The 23723-nt window shown below is 64.0% G+C and carries 21 protein-coding genes and 1 pseudogene; 16 read left to right on the forward strand and 6 right to left on the reverse strand.

Translation table 11 applies throughout. The annotated features are described in order from the left end of the window. Positions 1–54: 54 nt before the first annotated feature. On the forward strand, positions 55–459 hold the full coding sequence (locus tag FJ948_RS10640; RefSeq protein WP_140704106.1) for a Fur family transcriptional regulator: 405 nt from the start codon (positions 55–57) through the stop codon (positions 457–459). On the opposite strand, the gene FJ948_RS10645 is transcribed toward FJ948_RS10640, so the two are convergent. Together FJ948_RS10645 and polA are read right to left on the reverse strand one after the other, a co-directional pair. After that, positions 456–1085, reverse strand: coding sequence for a LysE family translocator (locus FJ948_RS10645; protein WP_140704108.1), 630 nt, complete (start codon positions 1083–1085; stop codon positions 456–458). The two genes, FJ948_RS10640 and FJ948_RS10645, sit on opposite strands and share 4 nt — an antisense overlap. Position 1086: 1 nt before the next feature. Continuing rightward, entirely contained in the window at positions 1087–4044 is a 2958-nt protein-coding gene (polA, locus tag FJ948_RS10650) for a DNA polymerase I (RefSeq protein WP_181173633.1), read from the reverse strand. 418 nt (positions 4045–4462) lie between these two features. Between polA and FJ948_RS10655 the strand changes: the two genes are divergently transcribed. The 7 genes from FJ948_RS10655 to FJ948_RS10685 all read left to right on the forward strand — a co-directional run bounded on the left by FJ948_RS10655 (position 4463) and on the right by FJ948_RS10685 (position 10569). Next, positions 4463–5848, forward strand: coding sequence for a M20/M25/M40 family metallo-hydrolase (locus tag FJ948_RS10655; RefSeq protein WP_140704110.1), 1386 nt, complete (start codon positions 4463–4465; stop codon positions 5846–5848). A gap of 123 nt (positions 5849–5971) precedes the next feature. After that, the gene (locus FJ948_RS10660; RefSeq protein WP_140704112.1) at positions 5972–6592 is read left to right on the forward strand and encodes a ribonuclease D; all 621 of its coding nucleotides are present in this window, start codon (positions 5972–5974) and stop codon (positions 6590–6592) included. A 138-nt stretch (positions 6593–6730) separates the two neighbouring features. Then, a complete protein-coding gene (locus FJ948_RS10665; protein ID WP_140704114.1) occupies positions 6731–6931 on the forward strand; it encodes a hypothetical protein in 201 nt (66 codons plus the stop codon). Positions 6932–7041: 110 nt separating this feature from the next. Next, on the forward strand, positions 7042–7296 hold the full coding sequence (locus FJ948_RS10670) for a GlsB/YeaQ/YmgE family stress response membrane protein (RefSeq protein ID WP_111548817.1): 255 nt from the start codon (positions 7042–7044) through the stop codon (positions 7294–7296). A gap of 25 nt (positions 7297–7321) precedes the next feature. Further along, positions 7322–7468 carry a hypothetical protein gene (locus tag FJ948_RS10675; RefSeq protein WP_140704116.1) on the forward strand — a complete coding sequence of 49 codons (147 nt, stop codon included), beginning with the start codon at positions 7322–7324 and terminating at the stop codon, positions 7466–7468. A 49-nt stretch (positions 7469–7517) separates the two neighbouring features. Further along, positions 7518–9485 carry an acyltransferase family protein gene (locus FJ948_RS10680; protein WP_140704118.1) on the forward strand — a complete coding sequence of 656 codons (1968 nt, stop codon included), beginning with the start codon at positions 7518–7520 and terminating at the stop codon, positions 9483–9485. A gap of 31 nt (positions 9486–9516) precedes the next feature. After that, on the forward strand, positions 9517–10569 hold the full coding sequence (locus FJ948_RS10685) for a hypothetical protein (protein WP_246677497.1): 1053 nt from the start codon (positions 9517–9519) through the stop codon (positions 10567–10569). A gap of 42 nt (positions 10570–10611) precedes the next feature. Here the strand turns inward: FJ948_RS10685 and FJ948_RS10690 are convergent, their stop codons facing one another. After that, positions 10612–11151, reverse strand: coding sequence for an inorganic diphosphatase (locus tag FJ948_RS10690; RefSeq protein WP_140704120.1), 540 nt, complete (start codon positions 11149–11151; stop codon positions 10612–10614). 90 nt (positions 11152–11241) lie between these two features. Here FJ948_RS10690 and FJ948_RS10695 point away from each other — a divergent pair, with 90 nt between their 5' ends. The 3 genes from FJ948_RS10695 (at position 11242) to FJ948_RS10705 (ending at position 14740) form a co-directional block, all read left to right on the forward strand. Next, on the forward strand, positions 11242–11532 hold the full coding sequence (locus FJ948_RS10695; RefSeq protein WP_140704121.1) for a hypothetical protein: 291 nt from the start codon (positions 11242–11244) through the stop codon (positions 11530–11532). A 115-nt stretch (positions 11533–11647) separates the two neighbouring features. Then, positions 11648–13924 (forward strand): transglycosylase domain-containing protein, encoded by a 2277-nt coding sequence (locus FJ948_RS10700; RefSeq protein ID WP_140704122.1) that lies wholly within the window; start codon positions 11648–11650, stop codon positions 13922–13924. A gap of 63 nt (positions 13925–13987) precedes the next feature. Further along, entirely contained in the window at positions 13988–14740 is a 753-nt protein-coding gene (locus FJ948_RS10705) for an SDR family oxidoreductase (RefSeq protein ID WP_140704124.1), read from the forward strand. A 21-nt stretch (positions 14741–14761) separates the two neighbouring features. On the opposite strand, the pseudogene FJ948_RS10710 reads toward FJ948_RS10705, so the two are convergent. After that, positions 14762–15683, reverse strand: a pseudogene (locus FJ948_RS10710) (zinc-binding dehydrogenase). 94 nt (positions 15684–15777) lie between these two features. Here FJ948_RS10710 and FJ948_RS10715 point away from each other — a divergent pair. Then, complete coding sequence (locus tag FJ948_RS10715; RefSeq protein WP_140704125.1) at positions 15778–16587, forward strand: helix-turn-helix transcriptional regulator; 810 nt, start codon at positions 15778–15780, stop codon at positions 16585–16587. A 25-nt stretch (positions 16588–16612) separates the two neighbouring features. Here the strand turns inward: FJ948_RS10715 and FJ948_RS10720 are convergent, their stop codons facing one another. Beyond that, entirely contained in the window at positions 16613–18397 is a 1785-nt protein-coding gene (locus FJ948_RS10720; protein ID WP_140704127.1) for a cation:proton antiporter, read from the reverse strand. A gap of 216 nt (positions 18398–18613) precedes the next feature. Continuing rightward, positions 18614–19063 (reverse strand): host attachment protein, encoded by a 450-nt coding sequence (locus FJ948_RS10725; protein ID WP_140704129.1) that lies wholly within the window; start codon positions 19061–19063, stop codon positions 18614–18616. Between the two features lie 380 nt (positions 19064–19443). On the opposite strand from FJ948_RS10725, the gene cysG reads away from it, so the two are divergent. The 4 genes from cysG to FJ948_RS10745 are packed head-to-tail and all read left to right on the forward strand — an operon-like array spanning position 19444 to position 23634. Beyond that, positions 19444–20892 (forward strand): siroheme synthase CysG, encoded by a 1449-nt coding sequence (cysG, locus tag FJ948_RS10730; protein WP_140704131.1) that lies wholly within the window; start codon positions 19444–19446, stop codon positions 20890–20892. Further along, entirely contained in the window at positions 20889–21182 is a 294-nt protein-coding gene (locus FJ948_RS10735) for a DUF2849 domain-containing protein (protein WP_140704133.1), read from the forward strand. The genes cysG and FJ948_RS10735 overlap by 4 nt, the downstream gene beginning before the upstream one ends. Positions 21183–21224: 42 nt before the next feature. Then, complete coding sequence (locus tag FJ948_RS10740) at positions 21225–22895, forward strand: nitrite/sulfite reductase (RefSeq protein ID WP_140704135.1); 1671 nt, start codon at positions 21225–21227, stop codon at positions 22893–22895. Beyond that, positions 22870–23634, forward strand: a complete 765-nt coding sequence (locus FJ948_RS10745; protein WP_140704137.1) for a phosphoadenylyl-sulfate reductase — start codon at positions 22870–22872, stop codon at positions 23632–23634. Before FJ948_RS10740 ends, FJ948_RS10745 begins: the two co-directional genes overlap by 26 nt. The last annotated feature ends 89 nt before the right edge of the window (positions 23635–23723 follow it).

Raw genomic sequence — 23723 nt, forward strand, 5'->3', positions numbered from 1 at the left:
CGGTTTGCACGTGCAGACAACCGCGCGTGACGCAGGACGAGTTGGAACAGGACCATGGCGGCAAGGGATGTGCTGACGAAAAACCAGTTGTGCGTGCTCGAGAAGCTCGAGACCGCCAGCGGGCCGCTCAGCGCCTACACACTGCTCGACCAGCTTCGCGAGCGCGGTTTTCGTGCGCCATTGCAAGTCTATCGCGCTCTCGACACGCTGGTAAAATCCGGCTTCGTGCACCGGCTGGAAAGCATCAATTCCTTCGTCGCCTGCGCCGAGCCGCATGACCACAGCCATGCGATGACCGCGTTCGCGATTTGCGACACATGCGGGCAGGTGACCGAAATGTCCGACCACGACGTCGACCACCGGCTGAACGAATGGGTCAGTTCCACCGGCTTCGCCGCCAAGAAGGCGGTGATCGAGTTTCGGGGGACCTGTGCGAAGTGCCGGGCCGAGGCTGCCTAACGCGCCGTTGACCAAGCAAACCAAAAGGCAACGAGCGCCAACAAGGTCGAAAGCAGCCGTCGGCTGATTTGTTCCAGCCGCGGATCGTTGAGGAATGGCTGCAGTGCTCCCGCCAGTACGACAATCACACCATGGATGGCGGTCGCAACAGCCACGTATGTGAGGGTTAGCAGGGCGGTCTGCGCAAGTACGGGTCGTTCCGGCTCGACGAAGGTCGGTAGCACGGCGACATAGAAGATCGCAGCCTTCGGATTCAGAAGATTGGTGACAAGCCCGCGTAAGAAATATTTCCCGCCCGGATCGCCATTGCTCGAAACCACATCGGTCCCAGTGGTCCAGCCCTCCCAGGCGAGATAAAGCAGGAACAGTATGCCTGCCCAGCGGAGACCCTCGTAAAGCAGGGATGAAGCCTGGATGAGTTCGGCAACGCCCAAAGCAGCGATGCCACCGATGAGCGCGAGGCCCACCGCGATGCCTGCCACGGTAGCGAAGCCGGCGCGGCGACCGTCGCTCGCCGAGACCAGCGCCAGGTAGGTCATGTTCGGGCCCGGCGTCAGTTCGATCAGCAGGGACGCTAGCGCGAATGACAGGAATGTGCTCGTTGATAGCGGCAGCATTGTGCCCATATCAATGCGCCTCGTCCCAGTTGTTGGCGGCGCGGGCGTCGACGTGCAGCGGGACCGACATCGAGACCGCCGGCATCGCCGCGTTTTCCATGACGTGGCGCACGACCGGGATTGTCGCCTCGACTTCGGCCTCGACCGTTTCGAAGATCAGCTCGTCATGCACCTGCAGGAGCATGCGGGCGGATAACCTGGCCTTGTCCAAGGCTTCCTCCATGCGGATCATGGCGCGGCGGATGATGTCGGCGGCGGTGCCTTGCAGGCGGGCGTTGATCGAGGCGCGCTCGTTAAAGGCGCGTAGCGACGGGTTCGACGACCTGATGTCGGGATAGTGGATGCGGCGGCCGAAGATCGTTTCGACAAAGCCGTGCTCGCGGGCATAGGCCTTGGTCTCCTCGATATAGTCGCGGATGCCCGGGAAGCGCTCGAAATATTTCTTGATATAAGCGCTCGCCTCTTCGCGCGGGATCGACAGCTGGTTGGCGAGGCCGAAAGCCGAGATGCCGTAGATGATGCCGAAATTGATCGCCTTGGCGCGGCGGCGCACCTCCGAAGGCATGCCCTCGACGGGGACACCGAACATCTCGGACGCCGTGATGGCGTGGATGTCGGCTCCATCGGCAAAGGCCTGCCGCAATTGCGGAATTTCGGCGACATGGGCGAGCACGCGCAGTTCGATCTGGCTGTAGTCGGCCGAGACCAGCCGGTGGCTCTTGTCGGTGATGAAGGCGGTCCTGATCTTGCGGCCTTCAGCCGTGCGCACCGGAATGTTCTGCAGGTTCGGGTCGGACGACGACAGCCGGCCCGTCGTCGTCGCGGCCAGCGCGTAGGAGGTGTGGACGCGCTTGGTGTCGGGATTGACGAAGCCGGGCAGCGCATCGGTGTAGGTCGATTTCAACTTGGTGAGCTGGCGCCAGTCGACGATCTTGCGCGGCAATTCATGGCCTTCGGCGGCAAGGTCTTCGAGCAGCTGCGCCGAGGTCGACCACTGGCCGGTCTTGGTCTTCGAGCCGCCGGGCAGGCCCATGCGGCCGAACAATATGTCGCCGAGCTGCTTGGGTGAGCCGATGTTGATGCGCTCCCCGATGAGCTGGTAGATTTCCTCCTCGAGCCGGGCCGCACCTTGCGCCAGTTCGCCCGACAGCCGCGACAGGATCTGCCGGTCGACCGAAATGCCGCGCTGTTCCATGCGCGCCAGCACCGGCACCAGCGGCCGCTCGAGCCGCTCATAGACCGAGACCAGGCCCTTGGCGGCCAGCCTTGGTTTCAGCACCAGCCAGAGCCGCAGCGTCACATCGGCGTCCTCGGCGGCGTGCGCGGTCGCCTTGTCGATGTCGACCTGGTCGAAGCCAACCGAGCTCTTGCCGGAACCGGTCACGGCCTTGAGCTGGAGCGGGCTGTGACCAAGCCACTTCTCGGCCAGTGCGTCCATGCCGTGGCCATGCGGGGTGCCGGCATCGAGCACGTAGGAGATCAGCATGGTGTCGTCGAACGGCGCGACATCGATGCCGTAGCGGCTCATGATGACGATATCATATTTCAGGTTCTGCGCGATCTTGAGGACCGATCTGTCCTCCAACAGCGGCTTCAGCACCGCCAGCGCCTCGCGAAGCGAAATCTGGTTTTCGAGCGTGCCGCCGCCAAGCAGGTCACCATTGCCGCTCTTGTGGGCAAAGGGAATATAGGCGGCGCGGCCAGGCGCCGTGGCTATTGCCATGCCGATCAATTCGGCCTGCATCGGATCTGTTGATGTCGCCCTGACGTCGAAGGAAGCTATACCGGCCTCCAACGCTTCAGCCACCCATGCTTTCAAGGTCGCGATGTCTCGGATGCAATGGTAGGCCGACGTATCGATCTTGGCGGTGGCCGCGCCCTCCAGCCGCAATGCGGCCAGGAGGGAAGGGGTGTCACCTTGTTTCGGCGTCTCCGTCGTCTCGGTTTCAGCAGTCTGGCCAAGCCCGGAGCCCGCGCCGTTGCGGGCAACGGGTGGTGCTCCCGCGCCGACATCGGGGCCATGTGCATTGTCGGCGCGTTCGACGGTTACCGCCACGGCCTGTACGTCGCCGGCCTCCGTGCCGGTCGCTTCCGCGACGCGGCGGGTCAGCGAGGTGAATTCCATGGTCTTGAGGAAGCCGATCAGCTTCGGCCCGTCGGGGGCATGCAGCACGAAATCGTCCAGCCCCTCGGCCACCGACACGTCGTTCTTCAGCGTCACCAACTGGCGCGAGATGCGCGCCTTGTCGGCGTTGGCGATGATCGATTCACGCCTTTTCTCCTGCTTGATCTCGCCGGCGCGGGCGAGCAATCCGTCGAGGTCGCCGAACTGCTCGAGCAGTTGCGCCGCGGTCTTTGGGCCAATGCCGGGCACACCAGGCACATTGTCGACGGAATCGCCGGTCAGCGCCTGCAGGTCGATCATCTTTTCCGGCGGCACGCCCCATTTCTCGATGACTTCGGGAATGCCGATCTGACGGTCCTTCATCGGGTCGTACATGCCGACCGTGTCGCCAACCAACTGCATCAGATCCTTGTCGGAGGAGATGATGGTGGTGTCGCCGCCGGCCTCGCAGGCCAGGCGGCAATAGGTGGCTATGAGATCGTCGGCCTCGAAGCCCTCCATCTCGACGCAAGGCAGGTTGAATGCCCTGGTTGCCTGTCGGATCAGGCCGAACTGCGGGATCAGATCCTCGGGTGGCGCCGAACGGTTGGCCTTGTATTCGGGATAGAGATCGTTGCGGAAGGTTTTCGAGGAATAGTCGAAGATGACGGCGAAATGCGTCGGCACGATCCCCACATCGGTGTTGCGGGCATCCTGCATCAGCTTCCACAGCATGTTGCAGAAGCCCGAAACGGCACCGACCGGCAGGCCGTCCGACTTGCGGGTCAGAGGCGGCAATGCGTGGTAGGCACGGAAGATGTAGCCGGAGCCGTCAATGAGGAAGAGATGATCGCCTTTTTTCATGCCGGCAGGGATAGCGCGGCACGATGGCTTGGTCCATGCCAAAGACATCGCGCGATATAGGTTCCGTCAACACCCTGACAGATCGGGTTCCGCAGGCCTGCTCACGGTCACGTTACAAAAGTGTAACGTTGACGCCCTTGAATCGCCACGTTCAGAGACCCAAATACACGTCATCGGCAGTTTTCGCCGAGTCCGGAGCAAGGCCCGTCCCCCGCCTATCCCGGACAACTGCGGCAGCCTATCCCCCCTCTCCGGGCTGCCGCATCGTTTCGAGTAAAACGCCGCCGTGGTCCCCCCTCCACCACGGCGGCATTTTTTTGCCCGATTGCGCCATGCGGGCCGTGGTCCAATCGTCCCGGGCTTTTCGTTTCGCCGCTCTGCCTTTACGGTTCCGGCACTGAATCGAAAGGCTCGCCAAATGTCCGCAATCTCCCCCGTCCTCGATCGTCTCGACCAAAATCTCGACCAGAGCCTGGAGCGGCTCTTCGGACTGCTCAAGATCAAGTCGATCTCCACCGATCCGGCCTATGCCGCCGACTGCCGCAAGGCGGCGGAATGGCTGGTGGCGGAGCTCAGGCTCATCGGCTTCGAGGCCAGCGTGCGCGACACGCCAGGCCACCCGATGGTGGTTGCGCATCATGACGGACCGGCGGGCGCGCCGCATGTGCTGTTCTACGGCCATTACGACGTTCAGCCGGTCGACCCGATCGAATTGTGGGAAAACGACCCCTTCGCACCCGCGCTCAAGGACGTCGCACCCGGTCACAAGGTGATCACCGGGCGCGGCTCGGCCGACGACAAGGGCCAGCTGATGACCTTCGTCGAAGCCTGCCGCGCGTGGAAACAGGTGCATGGCAGTCTGCCATGCCGCATCACCATCCTGTTCGAAGGCGAGGAAGAATCCGGCTCGCCTTCGCTGAAGCCGTTCCTCGAGGCCAATGCCGAGGAGCTCAAGGCCGATTTCGCGCTGGTCTGCGATACCAGCATGTGGGACCGCGACACGCCGTCGATCTGCGTCGGGCTGCGCGGGCTGGTCGGCGAGGAGATCACGGTCAAGGCCGCCGATCGCGACCTGCATTCCGGCCTCTATGGTGGTGCCGCCGCCAATCCGATCCGCATCCTGGCCAAGGTTTTGGCCGACATCCACGACAAGGACGGCCATGTCACCATCCCGGGCTTCTATGACGGCGTCGAGGAAACGCCGACGCAGGTTCTGAAATCGTGGGAGACGCTGGGTGAGACGGCCGAGACCTTCCTCGGACCTGTCGGCCTGTCGATCCCATCGGGCGAAAAAGGCCGCTCGGTGCTGGAACTGACCTGGGCGCGGCCGACCGCTGAGTTCAACGGGATCATCGGCGGCTATACAGGCAAGGGGTTCAAGACCGTCATCGCGGCGGAGGCGTCGGCCAAGGTTTCGTTCCGCCTCGTTCACAAGCAGGATCCGAAGAAGATCCGCACGGCCTTCCGCAAATTCGTCGAGGAGCGCATTCCGGCCGATTGTTCGGTCGAATTCCACGCCCACGGCGGCTCGCCGGCAATCCAGCTGTCCTACGACTCGCCCTTCCTGGCCAAGGCCAAGACCGCACTTTCCGACGAATGGCCAAAGCCCGCTGTGACGACCGGCAGCGGCGGCTCCATTCCAGTGGTGGGCGACTTCCAGACCTATCTCGGCATGGAATCCCTGTTGGTCGGCTTCGGCCTCGACGACGACCGCATCCACTCGCCCAACGAAAAATACGAACTCAGCTCCTTCCACAAGGGCCAGCGCTCCTGGGCGCGCATTCTGGATGCGCTGACGCGCTGAAACGGCGGGAAATAACGTTTCCTGTTGATTTTTCATCGGATCGCGGCGAGGACGGGCCACGAGACAAAAGTGTCGGCATCCCTTGCGTGGCAAGGGATGCCAGAGGCTCGACCGGAGAAGACAATGGCCGACATCCGTTTCCATAAGAACGATCTGCCCGACCTTTCACTTTACAATGTCGGGGCGGTGGCCATCGACACGGAAACGCTGGGCCTCAACCCGCATCGCGACCGGCTCTGCGTCGTACAGATCTCGCCTGGCGACGGCAGCGCCGATGTCATCCAGATCGCGCCGGGCCAGAAAAAGGCGCCGAACCTCGTCAGCCTGTTGAGAAACCGCGCCATCACCAAACTGTTCCACTACGGACGCTTCGATATCGCGGTGCTCTACAATGCGTTTGGCGTCATGGCCGAGCCGGTGTTCTGCACCAAGATCGCTTCGCGGCTGACGCGCACCTACACCGACCGGCACGGGCTGAAGGACATATGTTTCGAGCTTCTCGGCGTCGGCCTGTCCAAGGCGCAGCAATCGTCCGATTGGGCGGCCGAAACCTTGTCGCCCGAACAGCTCGAATACGCCGCCTCCGATGTGCTCTATCTGCATCGGTTGCGCGATGCGCTGGCCGGGCGGCTGGCGCGCGAGGGACGCACCAAGGAGGCGGACGCCTGTTTCCGCTTCCTGCCGACGCGGTCCAAGCTTGACCTGATGGGCTGGGCCGAAGAGGATATCTTCGCCCACAGCTGACGTCCTGGCGACGACCTGCGTCTCGCCGCCGGTTTGGAACCAGGTGCCAGCCGTCGCGTTTTGTCGGCTCGAACGACTTGGTTTGCGCAGTTCCGGACGAAAACCGCTACACACTGGAATTGCTCGGAGGGGGATGACATGGCGGACAGAAAGCCGATATCGACGGCGCCGACCGACGGTTCCAAGGTCAGCGTTACCTGGAAGGACAGTGACGGCGTCCTCAACGAATCCATCGCGCAATACCGCGACAACGGCTGGTGGGTCTACACCGACAGCGACACGCAGAAGAAGGTGCAGCCGACCAGCTGGCGGCCTGCTTCCGGTGACGACGACGAATAGGTGTGCCGCTGGCGGCGCAGCCTGCTTTCGAATAGCTTGAAATCGTTGATATCGAGGCCGATTCGGAGCCTTCCGCTCCGTTGTCGCCCTCTTGCTCGGAGGAAATCGCCATGGGCGCCGAAAGCCTTCTCGTCTTCATCATCATTGGTGCCATTGCCGGCTGGCTTGCTGGTCTCATCGTTTCCGGCTTCGGCTTCGGCCTGATCGGCAACATCATTGTCGGCATCGTCGGCGCGTTCATCGCCGGCTGGCTGTTCCCCCGGATCGGCTTTTCCATAGGCGGTGGCGTTCTCGCCTCCATCATCCACGCCACGATCGGCGCCATCATCCTTCTGGTGCTGGTCAAGGTGCTGAAGCGAGCGTGAGGCTCGGTACGACAAAGGACGCGCCATGAAGCAGAACACGCTCTATCTCATCATTGGCGCGCTCGTCGTCGCGGTCATCGCACTCGGCGTCTATGTCTATCGCGAGCAGACCAGGCCGAAGGGCGTCGAACTCAAGATCGACGACAAGGGTATTTCGATCCAGCAGAATTGAGCCTGTGATCGATTGGCATGTCGTTTGATTCTCCGGATGGCGGGCAGCCTTGATCGACAAGCGCGAGGAGCATGGTTGGCGGCCCGAAATCCAGGGGCTGCGCGGCGTTGCCGTCGCCCTGGTGGTGGTTTTCCACCTCTGGCCGGCGGCGCTTCCCGGCGGCTATGTCGGGGTAGACGTGTTCTTCGTCATCTCGGGCTTTCTCATCACCGGTCTGCTCGCCCGTATGGCGACCGCCGGTGGCCACGCCTGGCTCCTTACATTCTATTCGCGGCGGGTGCGGCGCCTTTTGCCGGCGGCTCTCCTGGCCCTTCTCGTCACGCTTGCCGGGACGCTGTTGTTTCTGTCCAAGGCGCGATGGGAGGAGACGGCGATCCAGGTCGCGGCCAGTGCGCTGCATGTGCAGAACTGGTGGCTTGCCTTGCAGGCGGTCGACTATCTCGGTGCCGCGGAAGCGCCAAGCCCGGTGCAGCACTACTGGTCGCTGTCGATCGAAGAGCAGTTCTATGTTGTCTGGCCATTGCTGATGGCGGCCGCCATCTGGCTGGCGCGGCGTTTCGGATATCCCCCGAAGGCTGCATTGATCGTGGCGCTGGCGCTTGTTTTCACTGGATCACTGGCCGCTTCGGTGGTCGTGACCCAGGCTGATCCGGCCTGGGCTTATTTCGTTACCCACACACGCCTTTGGGAACTGGCGCTTGGCGGGCTGCTGGCGCTGGCTGGGGAGCGGGTTTCGCCGGCCGCGCGATTGCGCCTTGCCATGATGGCGGCTGGCATCGGCGCCATAGTGGCCTCGGCGCTGCTGTTTTCCGACGCGACGCCGTTTCCGGGCCTTCACGCCTTGCCGCCGACGCTGGGCGCCGTGCTGGTCATAGCCGCCGGTGGCATCCGGCTTGGCCGGTTCCGTGGCCTCGACGTCGCGATCCTGCGCGCCATCGGCGATCGCTCCTACTCGATCTATCTCTGGCACTGGCCGCTGATCGTCTTCTATACGGCGCATCGCCCGGGTGTCGGATTGTTTGCGGGCCTTGCGCTGATGGCGCTGACGCTGGGCGTCTCGGAGCTGTCATACCGCTTTGTCGAACAGCGCTACCGCCGGCCGCTAGCCGGCGCGGAATGGCGCCCGCTGGCCTATGGTTCGATGGCGATTGCCGTCTGCGTGGCGGCATCCGGCGGGCTCGGCTACGCGCTTGACCGTCAAGGCGTCGATATCAGCCTGATTGGAACCGGCCGATATCCGGGACCCGCCGCGCTGCTTGCCAATGCCGCCGTTCCGGCCGACGTGGAGCTGCTGCCGCCGCTTGGCAAGCTGAAGCGGGACATGCCGATCGTCTACCGCCTGAAATGCCACCAGGGGCAGGACAGCACCGTGCCGGTGAGTTGCATCCTTGGCGACCCCGGGGGAACCAGGACCGTTGTCGTCACCGGGGATTCTCACGCGGCGCAATGGATTCCGGCCATCGACAGGATCGCCAGGGAGCATGGATGGAAACTGGTCACCTTCACCAAGGCGGCCTGCCCCTTCACCCGTGCCCCGGTGACGGATAATGGCAAGCCCTATCCAGCCTGCGCGCAATGGCGCGACAACGTTCTGGCCGAGATAAGCAAGCTGCGACCGGAGCTGATGTTCACCAGCCAGTCCAACTATGACAACGTCCCACAGGATGTGATGGTCGAAGGGCTGCGCAGCGTCTGGGGCGAACTCGGCGAGGAAGGTGTGCGGACCATCGCCATACGCAACACCCCTTTCATAAGATTTGACCCGGGCGACTGCCTGGCCGCCAATCCGGACAAATGTGCCACCCCGCGAAAAGACGGCGAGCGTATCAATATCCTCGCGCTGGCCGCGGCGTCGCTGGACCATGTAAGAGTGGTCGACATGAACGACGCGCTGTGTGGCAAGGAAACGTGCGCCGCGGTCGTCGGCAACATCATCGTCTGGCGTGACTATCACCACATGACGGCGACTTACGCGCTGGCGCTGGCGCCGTATCTGGCGAAGGCGGCGGGCCTCTGACACCTTATCGAAACGAGGCAGGAATTCGCCGATGGAACGGGCCTGCAAGACCGATCCTCCAACGCTCGATCCCGGCGGGAAGCGCATGACCATACCTCCCGTCGCGTTCAGGGCCAGCCAAGCCGTTCGGGCAGCGCTTTCGGCGCTTGGACGCACCGAGGATCTGCGCTTTTCGCCCGACAACAGGTTGCTGGCGATCGCGGGCTTCGCGCGCAAGCGCTGCCTGCTCCTGCGCATCGATATCGGGATGCGGCCCGATGGTCCCGGCATCACCATCCATGATTTCGTGGAACTGAGGTCGGACGACATAGGCGAGGTCCATGGCCTCGACTTCATCGATGACCGGACCCTGGTGGTCGCCAACCGCGATGGACAGCTTGCGATCTTTGCCCTGCCCGTGGACAGCGTGACAGGCCGGCATCGGGAAATCACCGCGCTGCGGCGGATCGACGGCAAGCCTTTCTGCAAACTCAGGACACCCGGCTCGGTGGTTGCCCGGCGCGAGTCCGGCGGCCGCGTCAGCCTGCTGGTGTGCAACAATTATACCCATCTGGTGACCCGGCACGTGGCTGTCCGCCGGCTGGGCTACCGGACGGTCAGGAACCAGCCATTGCTCGGCAACGGCCTCGACATACCCGACGGCATCGCAATCAGTCATGACGGCCAATGGATTGCCGTGAGCAGCCATGGCACCAAGGACGTGAAGCTTTACCGGACGTCCCCAACGCTTGGGCCACGCAGCGAGCCTGTCGGCACCCTGCAAGACGCCGGCTTTCCACATGGCCTGCGCTTCACCGGGGATGACCGGCATATCATCGTGGCCGATGCCGGCAGCCCCGTCGTGCACGTCTATGAACGCGGCGACAGCTGGAACGGGCGTCGCGGCCCGGCGCGGTCAGTCGGCGTGCTCGACGAGGAGACCTTCCAGCGCGGCAGGGCCAGTGTCGAGGAAGGCGGGCCGAAGGGCCTCGACATCGACCGCTCGAACAGTGTCATTGCGGTCACATGCGAGGAGCAGGCGCTGGCCTTCTATCCGCTGGCGTCGGTCTTGGGGTCGGGGATCGGGCCGTGCTTGGCCCCTTGAGCATCCGACCGAATGCAACAAGGCGCCAGAAAGCGACCATGCCTACTTCCGCGGCCTGGCGGCAAAGGCCTTCATGCCCTTTTTGATCGCCCTGTGCGCTTCATCGGCATCCTGCCAGCCTTTGAATTTGATGGTTTTGCCCGTTCCAAGCACCGACGACAAAAAGAACTGTTCGATCTCGCGCCTGAGATGCTCGGGCACTTGGTCCGCCGCCACGGGCTCGTCCACCGCATCCTCCCTGTGAGGGCAGAAAACGTAGCGGTCGTTGCGGAGCGGCTCACCGCCCTGATCCGTCTGCTCGACCCGCAGCGCGCCCAGTAAGTCGCATTTGATGACGACGCCCGAACCCGTGGCGGCCTGATGGATGACAAGTCCGTCCAGTGGATCGCCATCCTCCCCCAACGTGGAGGGGATAAACCCCCAATCATAGGGATAGATCATTCCGACGGGCAAAGGGCGGACATAGCCGAATACCTGCGTAGCCGGCTCATAGGCGACCTTGGCCGCGGCGCCACGCGGTGTTTCGATGACGACCCTGACAAGACCCTTCGTCGTCGTTGGCAACTTGAGATAGTCGGGCATGAGGTTGCTCTGTCGCATTCCGGGTTGGTCCGGGATGGAACTCCAAGGCGTAATGAATGTTCCGAAGGGCAGGCCGAGGAGATTTCAGGTATGACAAAAGCCTCTTTGCACTTGCTCAAGGGCGTGGGTTATCTGATTTCAACCTTGAGTGTTGTGTTGCTGGCCATCGTCAGCTGGTCGAGCGCTTCCAAAAGCCCGCTGCTGACCATTTGTCTGCTTTTCGGCGCCGCGGCGTCGATCGTCGGCATGTTCTGCCGATGGCTGACCTATGAGATCGAAAACCGTCAAGAAGGCAAACGAGGCGTTCGTGGCGGCCATGAGGTCCGGCGGACTTGGCGTCGCGTAAGCCGGCTGTCATCCGGTCCCGGCCCACAGGATTAACAAATTCCTAACGAAATTCAACGGGTTGGCCGAAGGCCTGCTTAACCCGCCCTTAAATCGCCGCATCTACTCTTCAACCCGAGCGCCATTGGCACCGGGGATATCAGCGCAGCGCATGGCGAACCGCAGAGACAGTCGCATCGAACCCAGCTTCGAGGGACCGCCACGGGCGAAATCCCAGACGGGTCTGTCGGTGAGCGAGGAGGACCGCGTCGTGCCGAGCAATCGCAAAGCCTCCGCCAAACGCAAATCATCGAAGGCGAAATCGTCACGGGGCAGGCGCGGCGGAAGCGGGCGTGGCCTGTTCGGCGTGCTCGGCCGGTTGGTCTACTGGTGCTTCGTGCTCGCCATATGGGGCGGCATCGCTGTGGCGGGTGTCGTCATCTACTACGGCGCCAAGATGCCGGCGGCCACGACCTGGTCGATCCCTGACCGCGCCCCCAACATCAAGATCGTCTCGGCCGATGGGCAGCTGCTCGCCAATCGCGGCATGAGCGGTGGCGAGGCCGTCGGGCTGCACGAGATGTCGCCCTATATTCCCGAGGCAGTGATCGCCATCGAGGACCGCCGTTTCTATTCGCATTTCGGCGTCGATCCGATCGGCCTGTCGCGCGCCATGGTGACCAACGTGCTCGGCGGGCATTTCTCGCAGGGCGGTTCGACGCTGACGCAGCAATTGGCGAAAAACCTGTTCCTGAAGCCAGACCGTACGCTGGAGCGCAAGGTGCAGGAGGTGCTTTTGGCGCTGTGGCTGGAGCACAAGCACAGCAAGGACCAGATCCTCGAAATGTACCTCAACCGGGTGTATTTCGGCTCCGGCGCCTATGGCGTCGAGGCGGCCTCGCGGCGCTATTTCGGCAAGAGCGCGCGCGACGTCACCCTGTCGGAAGCCGCGCTGCTGGCAGGCCTTTTGAAGGCGCCCTCGCGGCTGTCGCCGGCGCGCGATCCCAAGGCCGCCGAGGAGCGCTCGCAGCTGGTGCTCGCCGCCATGCGCGAGGAGGGCAAGATCAGCGAGAAGGAGCTGAAGACGGCGCTGAGCGCACCGGCGACGCGCTCGCCATCCTACTGGACCGGCTCGGAAAACTATGTCGCCGACACCATCATGGAAGAACTGCCCGACCTGATCGGCGACGTGCGCGGCGATATCGTCATCGATTCTACAGTCGACCTCAACCTGCAGAAGCTCGCCGAACAGTCGATCCGCCGGCTGATCGATGAAAGCGGCAAGAAGCTCAACGTCACCCAGGGCGCGCTGGTGTCGATCGACGATTCCGGCGCGGTGCGCGCCATGGTCGGCGGCTACGACTATTCGACCAGCCAGTTCGATCGCGCCTCCGAGGCGCGCCGCCAGCCCGGCTCGGCGTTCAAGCCGTTCGTCTACATGGCGGCGCTCGAGGCCGGCCGTACGCCCGACAGCGTGCGCAACGACGCGCCGATCAAGATCGGCAACTGGACGCCCGACAATTACGGCGGCAAGTATTTCGGCAAGGTCACCTTGGCGACCGCGCTGGCCAAGTCGCTGAACTCGGTGGCCGCGCAGTTGACCATGGAAGTCGGGCCGAACGCGGTGGTGGAAGCCGCGCATCGCATGGGCATCCAGTCCGAGCTGCAGGCCAACACCTCGATCGCGCTCGGCACCTCGGAAGTGACGCCACTGGAGCTGACCTCGGCCTATGTGCCTTTCGCCAATGGCGGCTACAAGCCCGACATCCATTTCATCCGCCGCGTGACGACGTCGGACGGCAAGGTGCTCTATGACAGCGCCGGCGGCAGCGCACCGCGCGTGATCAAGCCCGAAATCGTCGGCATGATGAATTCGATGATGACCGGCACGGTCGAGGTCGGCACGGCCAAGAAGGCGGCTTTCGCCTGGCCGTCGGCGGGCAAGACCGGCACCAGCCAGAATTCGCGCGACGCCTGGTTCGTCGGCTATACCGCCAATCTCACCACCGGCGTGTGGTTCGGCAATGATGATGGCACGGCGATGAAGAAGGTCACCGGCGGCGCGCTGCCGGCGCAGGCCTGGCATGAGTTCATGGTCGCCGCGCATGAGGGCGTGCCTGTGCGGCCGCTGCCCGGCACCTGGAAGTCGACGCCGCCCGACACGGTCGTGCCCGACGACATTCCCTCGGCCGACAACAACCAGCCGGCACCTGTCCCGTCGGCGTCGGTCGGCCAGCAGGCGCCGGCCGCGCAGGCGACAGCACCGGCGACGCCTGCGCCGGTCCGCGCGGCGCGGCCTGCCCAGACCGTCGATGCCGACGGCGACTTCAACATGCCAAGCGATTCCGGCACGACTGCTTCCGTCGGCCATCCGGTGCCGCCCGGCAGCGTTGGTGGTCCGTTGAAGAAGAAGCGGACCTCGATCCTCGACATTCTCGGTGGCGGCTGAGCGTCAATCCGCCTCTCGCCAGCGCCACGGTGTTCGGCTACACCTCCGGCCGGAGACCGCGACATGGCTGAACTCGACACCCGAAAAACCATCGTGCTGACCGGCGCCAGCCGCGGCATCGGCCACGCCACGGTCAAGCGCTTTTCGCGCGAGGGCTGGCGCGTCATCACGTGCTCGCGCCAGGCCTTCGCCGAGGATTGCCCGTGGCCGGCCGGCCCCGAAGACCACATCAAGGTCGATCTCGCCGATCAGGAAGATGTCGGCATCGCGGTGTCTGAGATTCGTCACCGGCTGGAGGCGCATGGGGGCCAGCTCAATGCGCTGGTCAACAATGCCGGCATTTCGCCCAAGCTCAAGGACGGCAACAGCCGGATGAACTCGATCGACACGCCGATGCATGTCTGGCGCGACGTGTTCCAGGTCAATTTCTTCGCGCCTATCATGCTGGCACGCGGCCTGTTCAAGGAGTTGGCTTCGGCCAAGGGCTCGATCGTCAACGTCACCTCGATCGCCGGCACCCGCGTGCATCCCTTCGCCGGCACCGCCTATGCGACGTCGAAGGCCGCACTCGGCTCGCTGACGCGCGAAATGGCGCATGATTTCGGCCCGCACGGCATCCGCGTCAACGCCATTGCGCCCGGCGAGATCGACACCGCGATCCTGTCGCCGGGCACGGAAAAAATCGTCGAGACGATTCCACTGAGACGCCTGGGCAGCACGGCGGAGGTCGCCGACATCATCTTCTTCCTGTGCTCGGCCCAGTCGTCCTATGTGTCCGGCTCGGAAATCCACATCAATGGCGGCCAGCACGTGTGAGCCGGTCGAGCCAAGGCCCGCTCATCCGGTGAGGGTAAGGACGGCCTTGCCGCTGAAGCTTCGCTGGCGCAGTGCGTCCAGGGCTTGGCCGATGTCCGTCCACGGCACGGTCATCGCCACGCGGGTTTCCAACCTAACCAGCGGCGACCAGCGCGAGCAGCGCGGCGATATCCGCGCCGATGGCGGAACCGGATGTGTAGTAGGCGAATGTCTGCAGCCTCGCCCCTTCGTGATCCGGAACGAACTGACGGAACCCGACCGGCGTGAGTTCGCCGCTGCTCGACCCGAAGATGACGATTGTCCCGCCAGGGGCGACGCGTTCGATCGCGTCGGCGAGGCTTTTGCCGCCGACCGACTCGGTGATCAGGGAAAACGGCCCTTCCGCCTGCTCGATCGCTTCGACAATCCACCCAGCTCCCAGTCCACGCAGGTCCTCATGGTGCCGGGCGGCGGCGACGGCGGTCACCGAAGCACCCTGGTCGCGGGCGATCTGGATCTGGAAGCGGCCGACGGCCCCACTTGCCCCGGTGATCAGAACCTTTAAGCCGGCCAGGTCGCCGCCATGGCGCAAAGTCCTGAGCGCCGTCGTGCCCGCCACTGGGAGCGTGGCTGCCGAGACGAAACCGACCTCCTCCGGCAGGCCGGCGAGGCGGTCGGTCGGAACGGCGACGCGTTCAGCCCAGCCGGCCTGGTCGACCAGAGCCGCGACGCGCGTGCCCGCTGCCGGCCCGGAGCCATCGGCGGCCGCGCGTTCGACAATTCCAACGATATCCTGGCCGGGTATCCAGCCGTTGGGGCGGATGGTGAGCAGGCGCAGTTCGCCGCGGTTCAGCGAGGTCGCGTGAACCGAGACGAGCGCTTCGTCCGCGAGGGGCCGAGGCTCTTCCACCTCGGCTAGCCTCAATCGAGTGGCACTGTTGGAAGATATGACTAAGGCGAGCATGGGCACGTACCTTCTTGCTGGTCATCGGATCTTATCGACTTCGCAGCGGGAAAAATTTAGCTATCATGGCATTTAATCGCTAAAAGCAGTCATCATGAGACAGCCTCTTCGCTACCCTTGGCTCAATTTCGATGTCGATGATGTGGTGGCGCCGGCCATCGCCGTTCGTGTCGACGTCACCGAGACCAGAGCGGAGGTGCCGGCTCATTGGCACCGCAAGGGCCAGCTCGTCTTCGCGCTCGGAGGCGGCGTCACATGCCGCGTTCCGAGCGGACTGTGGATGGTGCCGCCGCATTGCGGGGTGTGGATCCCCGGCGCCATGGAGCACAGCAACATCGCGACGGCCAATGCCCGGATTTTCTTCGTCTACATCGAGCCGGGAGCGGCCGATTTGCCCGACCGATGCTGCACGCTTTCGATCTCGCCGCTGCTGCGCGAACTGATCATCGAGTTGGCCGACAGCATGCGGGACGACCAGGCAAGGGATGAGCTCTTGACGACGACGCTGCTCAACGAGCTGCCGCGCATGCCCGTCCAGCAGCTGCATCTGCCGATTTCATCCGAGCCGCGCCTCAGCCGGATCGCCACCGCATTGTCGCAGAACCCGGCCGATCGCAGCACGCTTGCCGAATGGGCAAAGCGCGTCGCGCTCAGCGAAAGCAGTCTGGCTCGCCTCGTCGTCAAGGAGACTGGCTTGAGCTTCGGGCGCTGGCGCCAGCAATTGCACCTGATCGTCGCCATTCGGGAACTCGCCGCCGGCGCCAGCGTGCAGCAGGCTTCGGGCGATCTCGGCTATGGCTCGGTCACCGCCTTCATCACCATGTTCAAGAAGGCGCTTGGCACGCCGCCAGCAAAATACCTCGGCAGTGTCGCGCAAAACGGCGGCTCGGCCTTCGTGGCTTGATCAATACGCCCGTGGGCGGGTTGGCTCAGGCAGCGGACGGCTCAGCCACCTGTTGCTTGTGGCCAAGCACCTCTTCGACAATGCCGCGGGCGATCTCGCGCTCGCCCATGATCACCGTATCGGCACCGAGCCCCTTCAAATGCTCGACCTCGGCATCGGAATGGGCGCGGGCGACGACGTTGATGTTGGGATTGGCGGCGCGCGCCCTCAGCACGATCTGGCCGGCCTCGAAGGCATTGGGGATGGCAAGGATCAGCCGTGTGGCGCCTTCGGGATTGGCGGCGGCGAAGACTTCGGTGTTAGCGGCGTTGCCGGCGACGGTTTCGATGCCGTCTGCTTTCAGCCTCGCCAGCGTCTTGTCGGCGTCCTCGATGACAAGGAAAGGCCGTGCTGCTTCTTTCAACGCAGCGCCGACGAGGCCGCCGACGCGGCCGTAGCCGATCAGGATGGCATGACCTGTGAGCGCCGTCCTTGGTGGCGGGCCGTCTTCCTTTTTGGACGCTGCGGCGACCGAGGCGACCTGGCCCGGTTCCGTCGCTGGACCAACCGGCTTGGCGTCCGCCGGCGGTGCCGTCCTGGCGGCGCGGGCCTCGAGCCACGGCTTCATCCAATCGATGATCAGGAACATCAGCGGGTTGAGCACGATCGACAGGATGGCGCCGGCCAGGATCAGGTCGCGGCCCTGTTCGGGCAGAAGTTTCAGCCCGACGCCGAGTTCGGCCAGGATGAAGGAGAATTCACCGATCTGGGCAAGACTGGCCGAAATCATCAGGGCCGTGGCCATGGGGTAGCCGAAGGCGACGACGATGACGAACGCCGCCAGCGACTTGCCGATGACGATGATGGCCAGCGTCGCCAGGATCGGCAGGCCGTTGCTGAACAGGCTGAATGGGTCGAACAACATGCCGACGGAGACGAAGAACAGCACCGAGAAGGCATCGCGCAGCGGCAGCGATTCTTCCGCCGCACGATGGCTGAGCTCGGATTCGCTCATGATCATACCGGCGAAAAAGGCGCCCAGCGCCAGCGAGACGCCGAACAGTTTTGCCGCGCCGAAGGCGACGCCGAGCGCTATTGCCAGCACCGAGAGGCGGAACAGTTCGCGCGACCCGGTATGGGCGACATAGTGCAGGATCCACGGAATGACCCTGCGGCCGACCACCAGCATGACGACGACGAAGGCGGCGACCTTCGCCAGCGTGATGCCGACGACGCCCCAGATGCCGTAACTGGCCGGCAGCGACAGCAGGCCGCTCGAATGGGCATCGGCCTGTTCCTGGCCGCCGAGCACGCCGGCAAGGGCCGGCAACAGCACCAGCGCCAGCACCATGGCCAGATCCTCGACGATCAGCCAGCCGACGGCGATGCGGCCGCGCTCGGTCTCGATCAGGCGGCGTTCCTGAAGCGCGCGCAGCAGCACCACGGTCGAGGCTACCGACAGCGCCAGGCCAAACACCAGGCCCGCGCCCATCGACCAGCCGAGCATCCAGGACAGCCCGGCGCCGAGCGCCGTGGCGAAGCCGATCTGCACGATGGCGCCCGGCACGGCAATGGCGCGGACCGACAGAAGGTCCTTCAGCGAAAAATGCAGGCCGACGCCGAACATCAGAAGGATGACGCCGATTTCAGCCAATTCGTTGGCAAGGCCAGCGTCGGCGACAAAACCGGGTGTGTTCGGCCCAACCAGCACGCCGGCTACGAGATAGCCGACCAGTGGCGGAATGCGGAACCGATTGGCGAGGGCGCCGAAGACGAATGCCAGCCCCAGACCGGCGACGATGGTGGCGATAAGGGGCGTGTCATGCGGCATTGTCTATGGAGCGCCTTTCAAGCTAGCGATGTCGGATATGCGCCGCCCTAAGCCGCCGCCTGTCTTGCAATATGGTGGAAGGGGTAACGGTGATGCAACCCGCAAGGGTGTGAAAATCGACGGCGCGGGCGACAAAAAGGACCGGCGACTGCGAAGCCACCGATCCATTTGAGTCCGCGATGCTATCGACCTCGATGATCGAGCCGTTGCTGGCGGTCAGGCTGCCTGCAGCAGGGCCTCGATCTCGAAGATGGCATGGTTGGTCATGGTCTTCGGGATTTCGGCTGTCACCTTCTCCCCGACCTCCTTATGCAGCTTCTTGCGCATCGCGCCGAGCACCATTGGCGGGGCGACAAGCACAAGGCTGTCGAATGCACCCTCATGTGCAAGCTTGTAGAGGCGGGCGGCAATCTCCTCGGCGAAGCGCTCCTTGCCGATGCGATGCCAGTCGGTCTCCTCGACCGCGCTGCGATGCACGGATGGGCCGTCATTGTATCGACCGGGGCTATCGCTTCCCTGTTCGCGTGTGGGCGGGTTCTCCTGTTCCATCACCTGTACGACTTCAAGGTTGGGAAACTTGGTATCGCCGGCATTCTTGAGCAGGAGCGCCTTTTCACCGTCGGCCACCAAAACCCAAATGCCATGCTTCAGCTTGATCGTGTTCATGGGAACGCTCCTTGTTGAGTGGTGGCTATACCGGGAACGCATTTTGACCCGTCAACGTTCCACCCGAACGGAGGACCGAGTGGCCGTGCAGCCAGGCGCTGAAGACGAAATCACCGCCGCACGACTTTAATCTACTGAATTGGTAGAAATTAGAAAAAACTGTTTTGTGGGACAGGTCGCCGACAGCTAAAAGTGCCTCAAATCAAGGCGCGGTTCAGCAGCGCGGGCGCTCCCGGTGCATGGGCGTGGAATATTTTTCTCCTGCCTTTCGCGGTTGCGAAAAAGCGATTGCCTGCCATCACCGGATGCGCGAGTGCTTTGCTTCTGCTTTTTTACGCCCGGGCGTAAAACTGCGATACTGTTTCCGGATTGCTTTTCTGATGCCGCAAGACACCACCAAGCTCAATGCCTTCCCCGTCTTCGTGCGGGTCGAGGGCGAAGCCGTGGCCATTGTCGGCGGCGGCGAGGAAGCCTTGGCCAAGGCGCGGCTGATCGCCCAGTCGAGCGCGGTCCTGCATATCATCGCCGCGAATGCCGAGCCGGAGCTGTTGGCTTTCATCGCCGAGAACGGCGCGAACCATGTAGCCGCCGCCTATGACGCTTCGCGGCTCGGAGGCGCCGTGATGGTGTTTGCCGCCAGCGGCGACGAGACGCTCGATCGTCGTGTGGCCGCCGACGCGCGCCGGCTGGGCATTCCGGTCAATGCCGTCGACCGGCCGGAGCTCTGCGATTTCTTCACGCCCGCGCTGGTCAACCGCGCACCGGTCGCGGTGGCGATCGGTACGGAAGGCGCCGGCCCGGTGCTTGCCCAGATGCTGCGCGGCCGCATCGACCGCATGCTTTCGCCGTCGCTCGGGCCGCTGGCGGCGCTCGCCGCGTCGTTCCGCAATGCCGCCGAGAGATTGCCCAGGGGCAATGTACGCCGCCGTTTCTGGAGTGACTTCTTCGGCGGAGCGCCGGCGCGCGCTGTCGAGGCCGGCGAATTTTCGCGGGCGCGCGAAGCCGCGACCGATCTGCTGCTCTCAAATGTACCCGCCTCGGGCCACATCGCCCTGGTGGGCGCCGGTCCCGGTGCCGAGGATCTCTTGACGCTGCGGGCGCATCGCCTGCTGATGGAGGCCGACGTCATCGTCCATGACGCGCTGGTGCCGGAGGCAGTCGTCGCCATGGGGCGCCGCGATGCCGAGCGTCTGCCGGTGGGAAAGCGCAAGGGCTGCCACACCAAGAGCCAGGCCGAAATCAATGCGTTGCTGGTGGATCTCGGCCGTCAGGGCAAGCGCGTCGTGCGGCTGAAATCGGGCGATCCTCTGGTGTTCGGCCGCGCCGGCGAGGAGATGGCCGCGCTTCGTGACGCCGGCATCGCCTATGAGGTGGTTCCGGGTGTCACCGCGGCCTTCGCCGCCGCCGCCGATTTCGAGCTGCCGCTGACGCTGCGCGGTGTTTCGTCCTCGATGGTGTTCACGACCGGCCACGATCTCAAGGGCAATTCATTGCCGGACTGGGCCAAGCTCGCCATTTCCGGTGCGACCGTTGCGGTCTATATGGGCCGTTCGGTCGCGGCCGAAGTCGCCGGCCGGCTGATCGAAGCCGGCCTGTCGCCGGACACGGCGGTCGCCGTCGTCGAGAACGCCAGCCTGCGGAACCGCCGCCGTTTCCACGGCACGCTGGCCGATTTGCCGTCGCTTGAAGCACGAGTCGATCTCACCGGCCCGGTGATGACCATCATTGGCGACGCGGTTGCCGGCGCCAACTTTGAACGTTCAGAGCCGCTCGCGGCACATACTCATGAGAGCGCCGCCAACGTGGCTGCCGTGGAGGTCGAACCATGAAGATACTGACCGCAAACCGCCTCACCGACGGCATTGCCGTGTGGTACGCCGATGGCGGCTGGGCGGAAACAGTTGGCCAGGCCGACCTTGCCCATGACAAGGCCGCCGAGGATCGGCTGGAGGCGATCGGCGCCAAGGCCTATGCCGACAATGAAGTGGTCGACGTCAATCTGATCGACGCGGAAGTCGTCGGCGGCGTCGTCGAACCTTTGCGCTTGCGCGAAAAGATCCGCGCCGCCGGTCCCACCATCCGCAACGATCTCGGCAAGCAGGCTGCGCACGCAGCCTGACAAGACACCAGGCATGGGCGGACGCGCCCTGAAAGACGAAGCATGTACCGTTACGATGAGTTCGACCACGATTTTGTCCAGGCCCGCGTCGCCGAGTTCAGCGATCAGGTCGAGCGCCGGCTGTCCGGCGAGATCACCGAGGACCAGTTCCGGCCGCTGCGGCTGATGAACGGCGTCTACCTGCAACTGCACGCCTACATGCTGCGCATCGCCGTGCCCTACGGCACGCTGAACGGCAAGCAGCTGCGCATGCTCGGCCACATCGCCCGCAAATACGACAAGGGCTATGGTCATTTCACCACGCGCCAGAACATCCAGTTCAACTGGCCGGCATTGTCGGACATTCCGGCGATCCTGGCGGACCTGGCAAGCGTGGAGATGCACGCCATCCAGACCAGCGGCAACTGCATCCGCAATGTCACCGCCGACCATTTTGCCGGGGCTGCAGCCGACGAGGTCGCCGATCCGCGTCCCTATGCGGAAATCCTGCGGCAGTGGTCATCGGTACATCCGGAATTCTCGTTCCTGCCGCGCAAGTTCAAGATCGCGGTGACAGGAGCCGAGCGCGATCGCGCCGCCATCCAGACGCATGACATTGGCCTGCACCTGAAGAAGAACGCAGCCGGCGAGCTTGGCTTCGCCGTCTATGTCGGTGGCGGCCAGGGCCGCACGCCGATGGTGGCGCGCAAGATCCGCGACTTCCTGCCGGAGGCCGACCTTCTGTCCTACTGCACCGCGATCCTGCGCGTTTACAATCTCTATGGCCGCCGCGACAACAAGTACAAGGCGCGCATCAAGATCCTGGTCCATGAGACCGGCGTCGAGGAAATCACCCGCCAGGTCGAGGCCGAGTGGCAGGAGCTGAAGGACGCGGAACTGAAGCTGCCGGAGGCGGATATCCGCGCCATCGAGGCCTATTTCGCACCGCCGGCCTTGACGATACGGCCCGATGGCGACGCGGCCGTGAAGGTGGCGCGGCTGGATTCCAAGGGCTTCTCCGAGTGGCTCGACCAGAACGTTGTGACACACCGCCACCCCGACTACGCGGCGGTGACGATTTCGCTCAAGGCTATCGGCGAGGTGCCGGGCGATGCCTCGGACAGCCAGATGGAAGCGGTGGCCGACATTGCCGAGAAATATGCCTTCGATGAGCTTCGCGTCAGCCACGAGCAGAACCTGATCCTGCCGCATGTGGCGCGCGCCGACCTCAAGGCCGTCTATGACGCGCTGGTCGACATCGGGTTGGCGACGGCCAATTCCAACCTGATCTCCGACATCATCTCGTGCCCGGGCCTCGACTATTGCGCACTGGCGACGGCGCGTTCAATCCCGATCGCGCAGGAAATCTCGCAACGCTTCGCCTCGCTGGAGCGACAGCGCGAGATCGGCGAGCTCAAGCTCAAGATTTCCGGCTGCATCAATGCCTGCGGCCATCACCATGTCGGCCATATCGGCATCCTCGGGGTCGAGAAGAAAGGCTCCGAACTCTACCAGGTGACGCTCGGCGGTTCGGCCGACGAAAACACCTCCGTCGGCGAGATCATCGGACGCGGCTTCTCGTCGGAGGAAATCACCGACGCCATCGAGACGATCGTCGATACCTATCTCGGCCTTCGGCTCAACCCACAGGAAATATTCATCGACGCCTACCGCCGTGTCGGTCCCGCGCCGTTCAAGGAGGCGCTCTATGCTGGCGAAGCCAAGGCCGCTTGACCATATTGCCGACGTCGATGACGGCGCCGCCGCCAAGGCGGCGGGCCTCGACGCGCTCTACGGTCACCTGAAGCCGCTCGAAATCATCGAACGGTCGGCCCGCGAATTTTTCCACGACGAGATTGCCGCCGTATCCTCCTTCGGTGCGGATTCCGCCGTGCTGCTGCACATGATCGCCGAGATCGACCGCACGCTGCCGGTCATCTTCCTCGACACCGGCAAGCATTTCGAGGAAACGCTGGGCTATCGTGACGCGCTGGTCGCCGATTTCGGGCTGACCAACATCCAGGTCATCAAGCCCGAGGATGCGGCGCTCGAACGGATCGACCCGACCGGCGATCTGCACCAGAGCGACACCGATGCCTGCTGCAATGTGCGCAAGGTCGAGCCGCTGGCACGGGGCGTGGCGCCGTTCCGCGCCTGGTTCACCGGCCGCAAGCGCTTCCAGGCCTCGACACGGGCGGCACTGCCTGTGTTCGAGGCTGTGGGACCGCGCATCCGCATCAATCCGCTGGCACGCTGGACGACGTCGGACCAGGCGGACTACATGCGCGCGCATGCGCTGCGCGAAAATCCGCTGGTCGCCTATGGCTATCTGTCGATCGGCTGTTTCCCGTGCACGCAGCCGGTGCAGCCGGGCGAGGACGCGCGCAGCGGCCGCTGGGCCGGCCACGCCAAGACCGAGTGCGGCATTCACCTGTCGGGGCTGGAAGTGTCGCTGACCGACGCATCACTATAGGTATGTTACAATTCAGGTCAGCCGGTCTGCGCACGGCGGCTTCCTGCGCTTCCGGTGCTCATGTACTTCAAGTACGCTCCGCTCCGGTT

It is taken from the genome of Mesorhizobium sp. B2-3-12, from assembly GCF_006442205.1.
Taxonomy (GTDB): Bacteria; Pseudomonadota; Alphaproteobacteria; order Rhizobiales; family Rhizobiaceae; genus Mesorhizobium.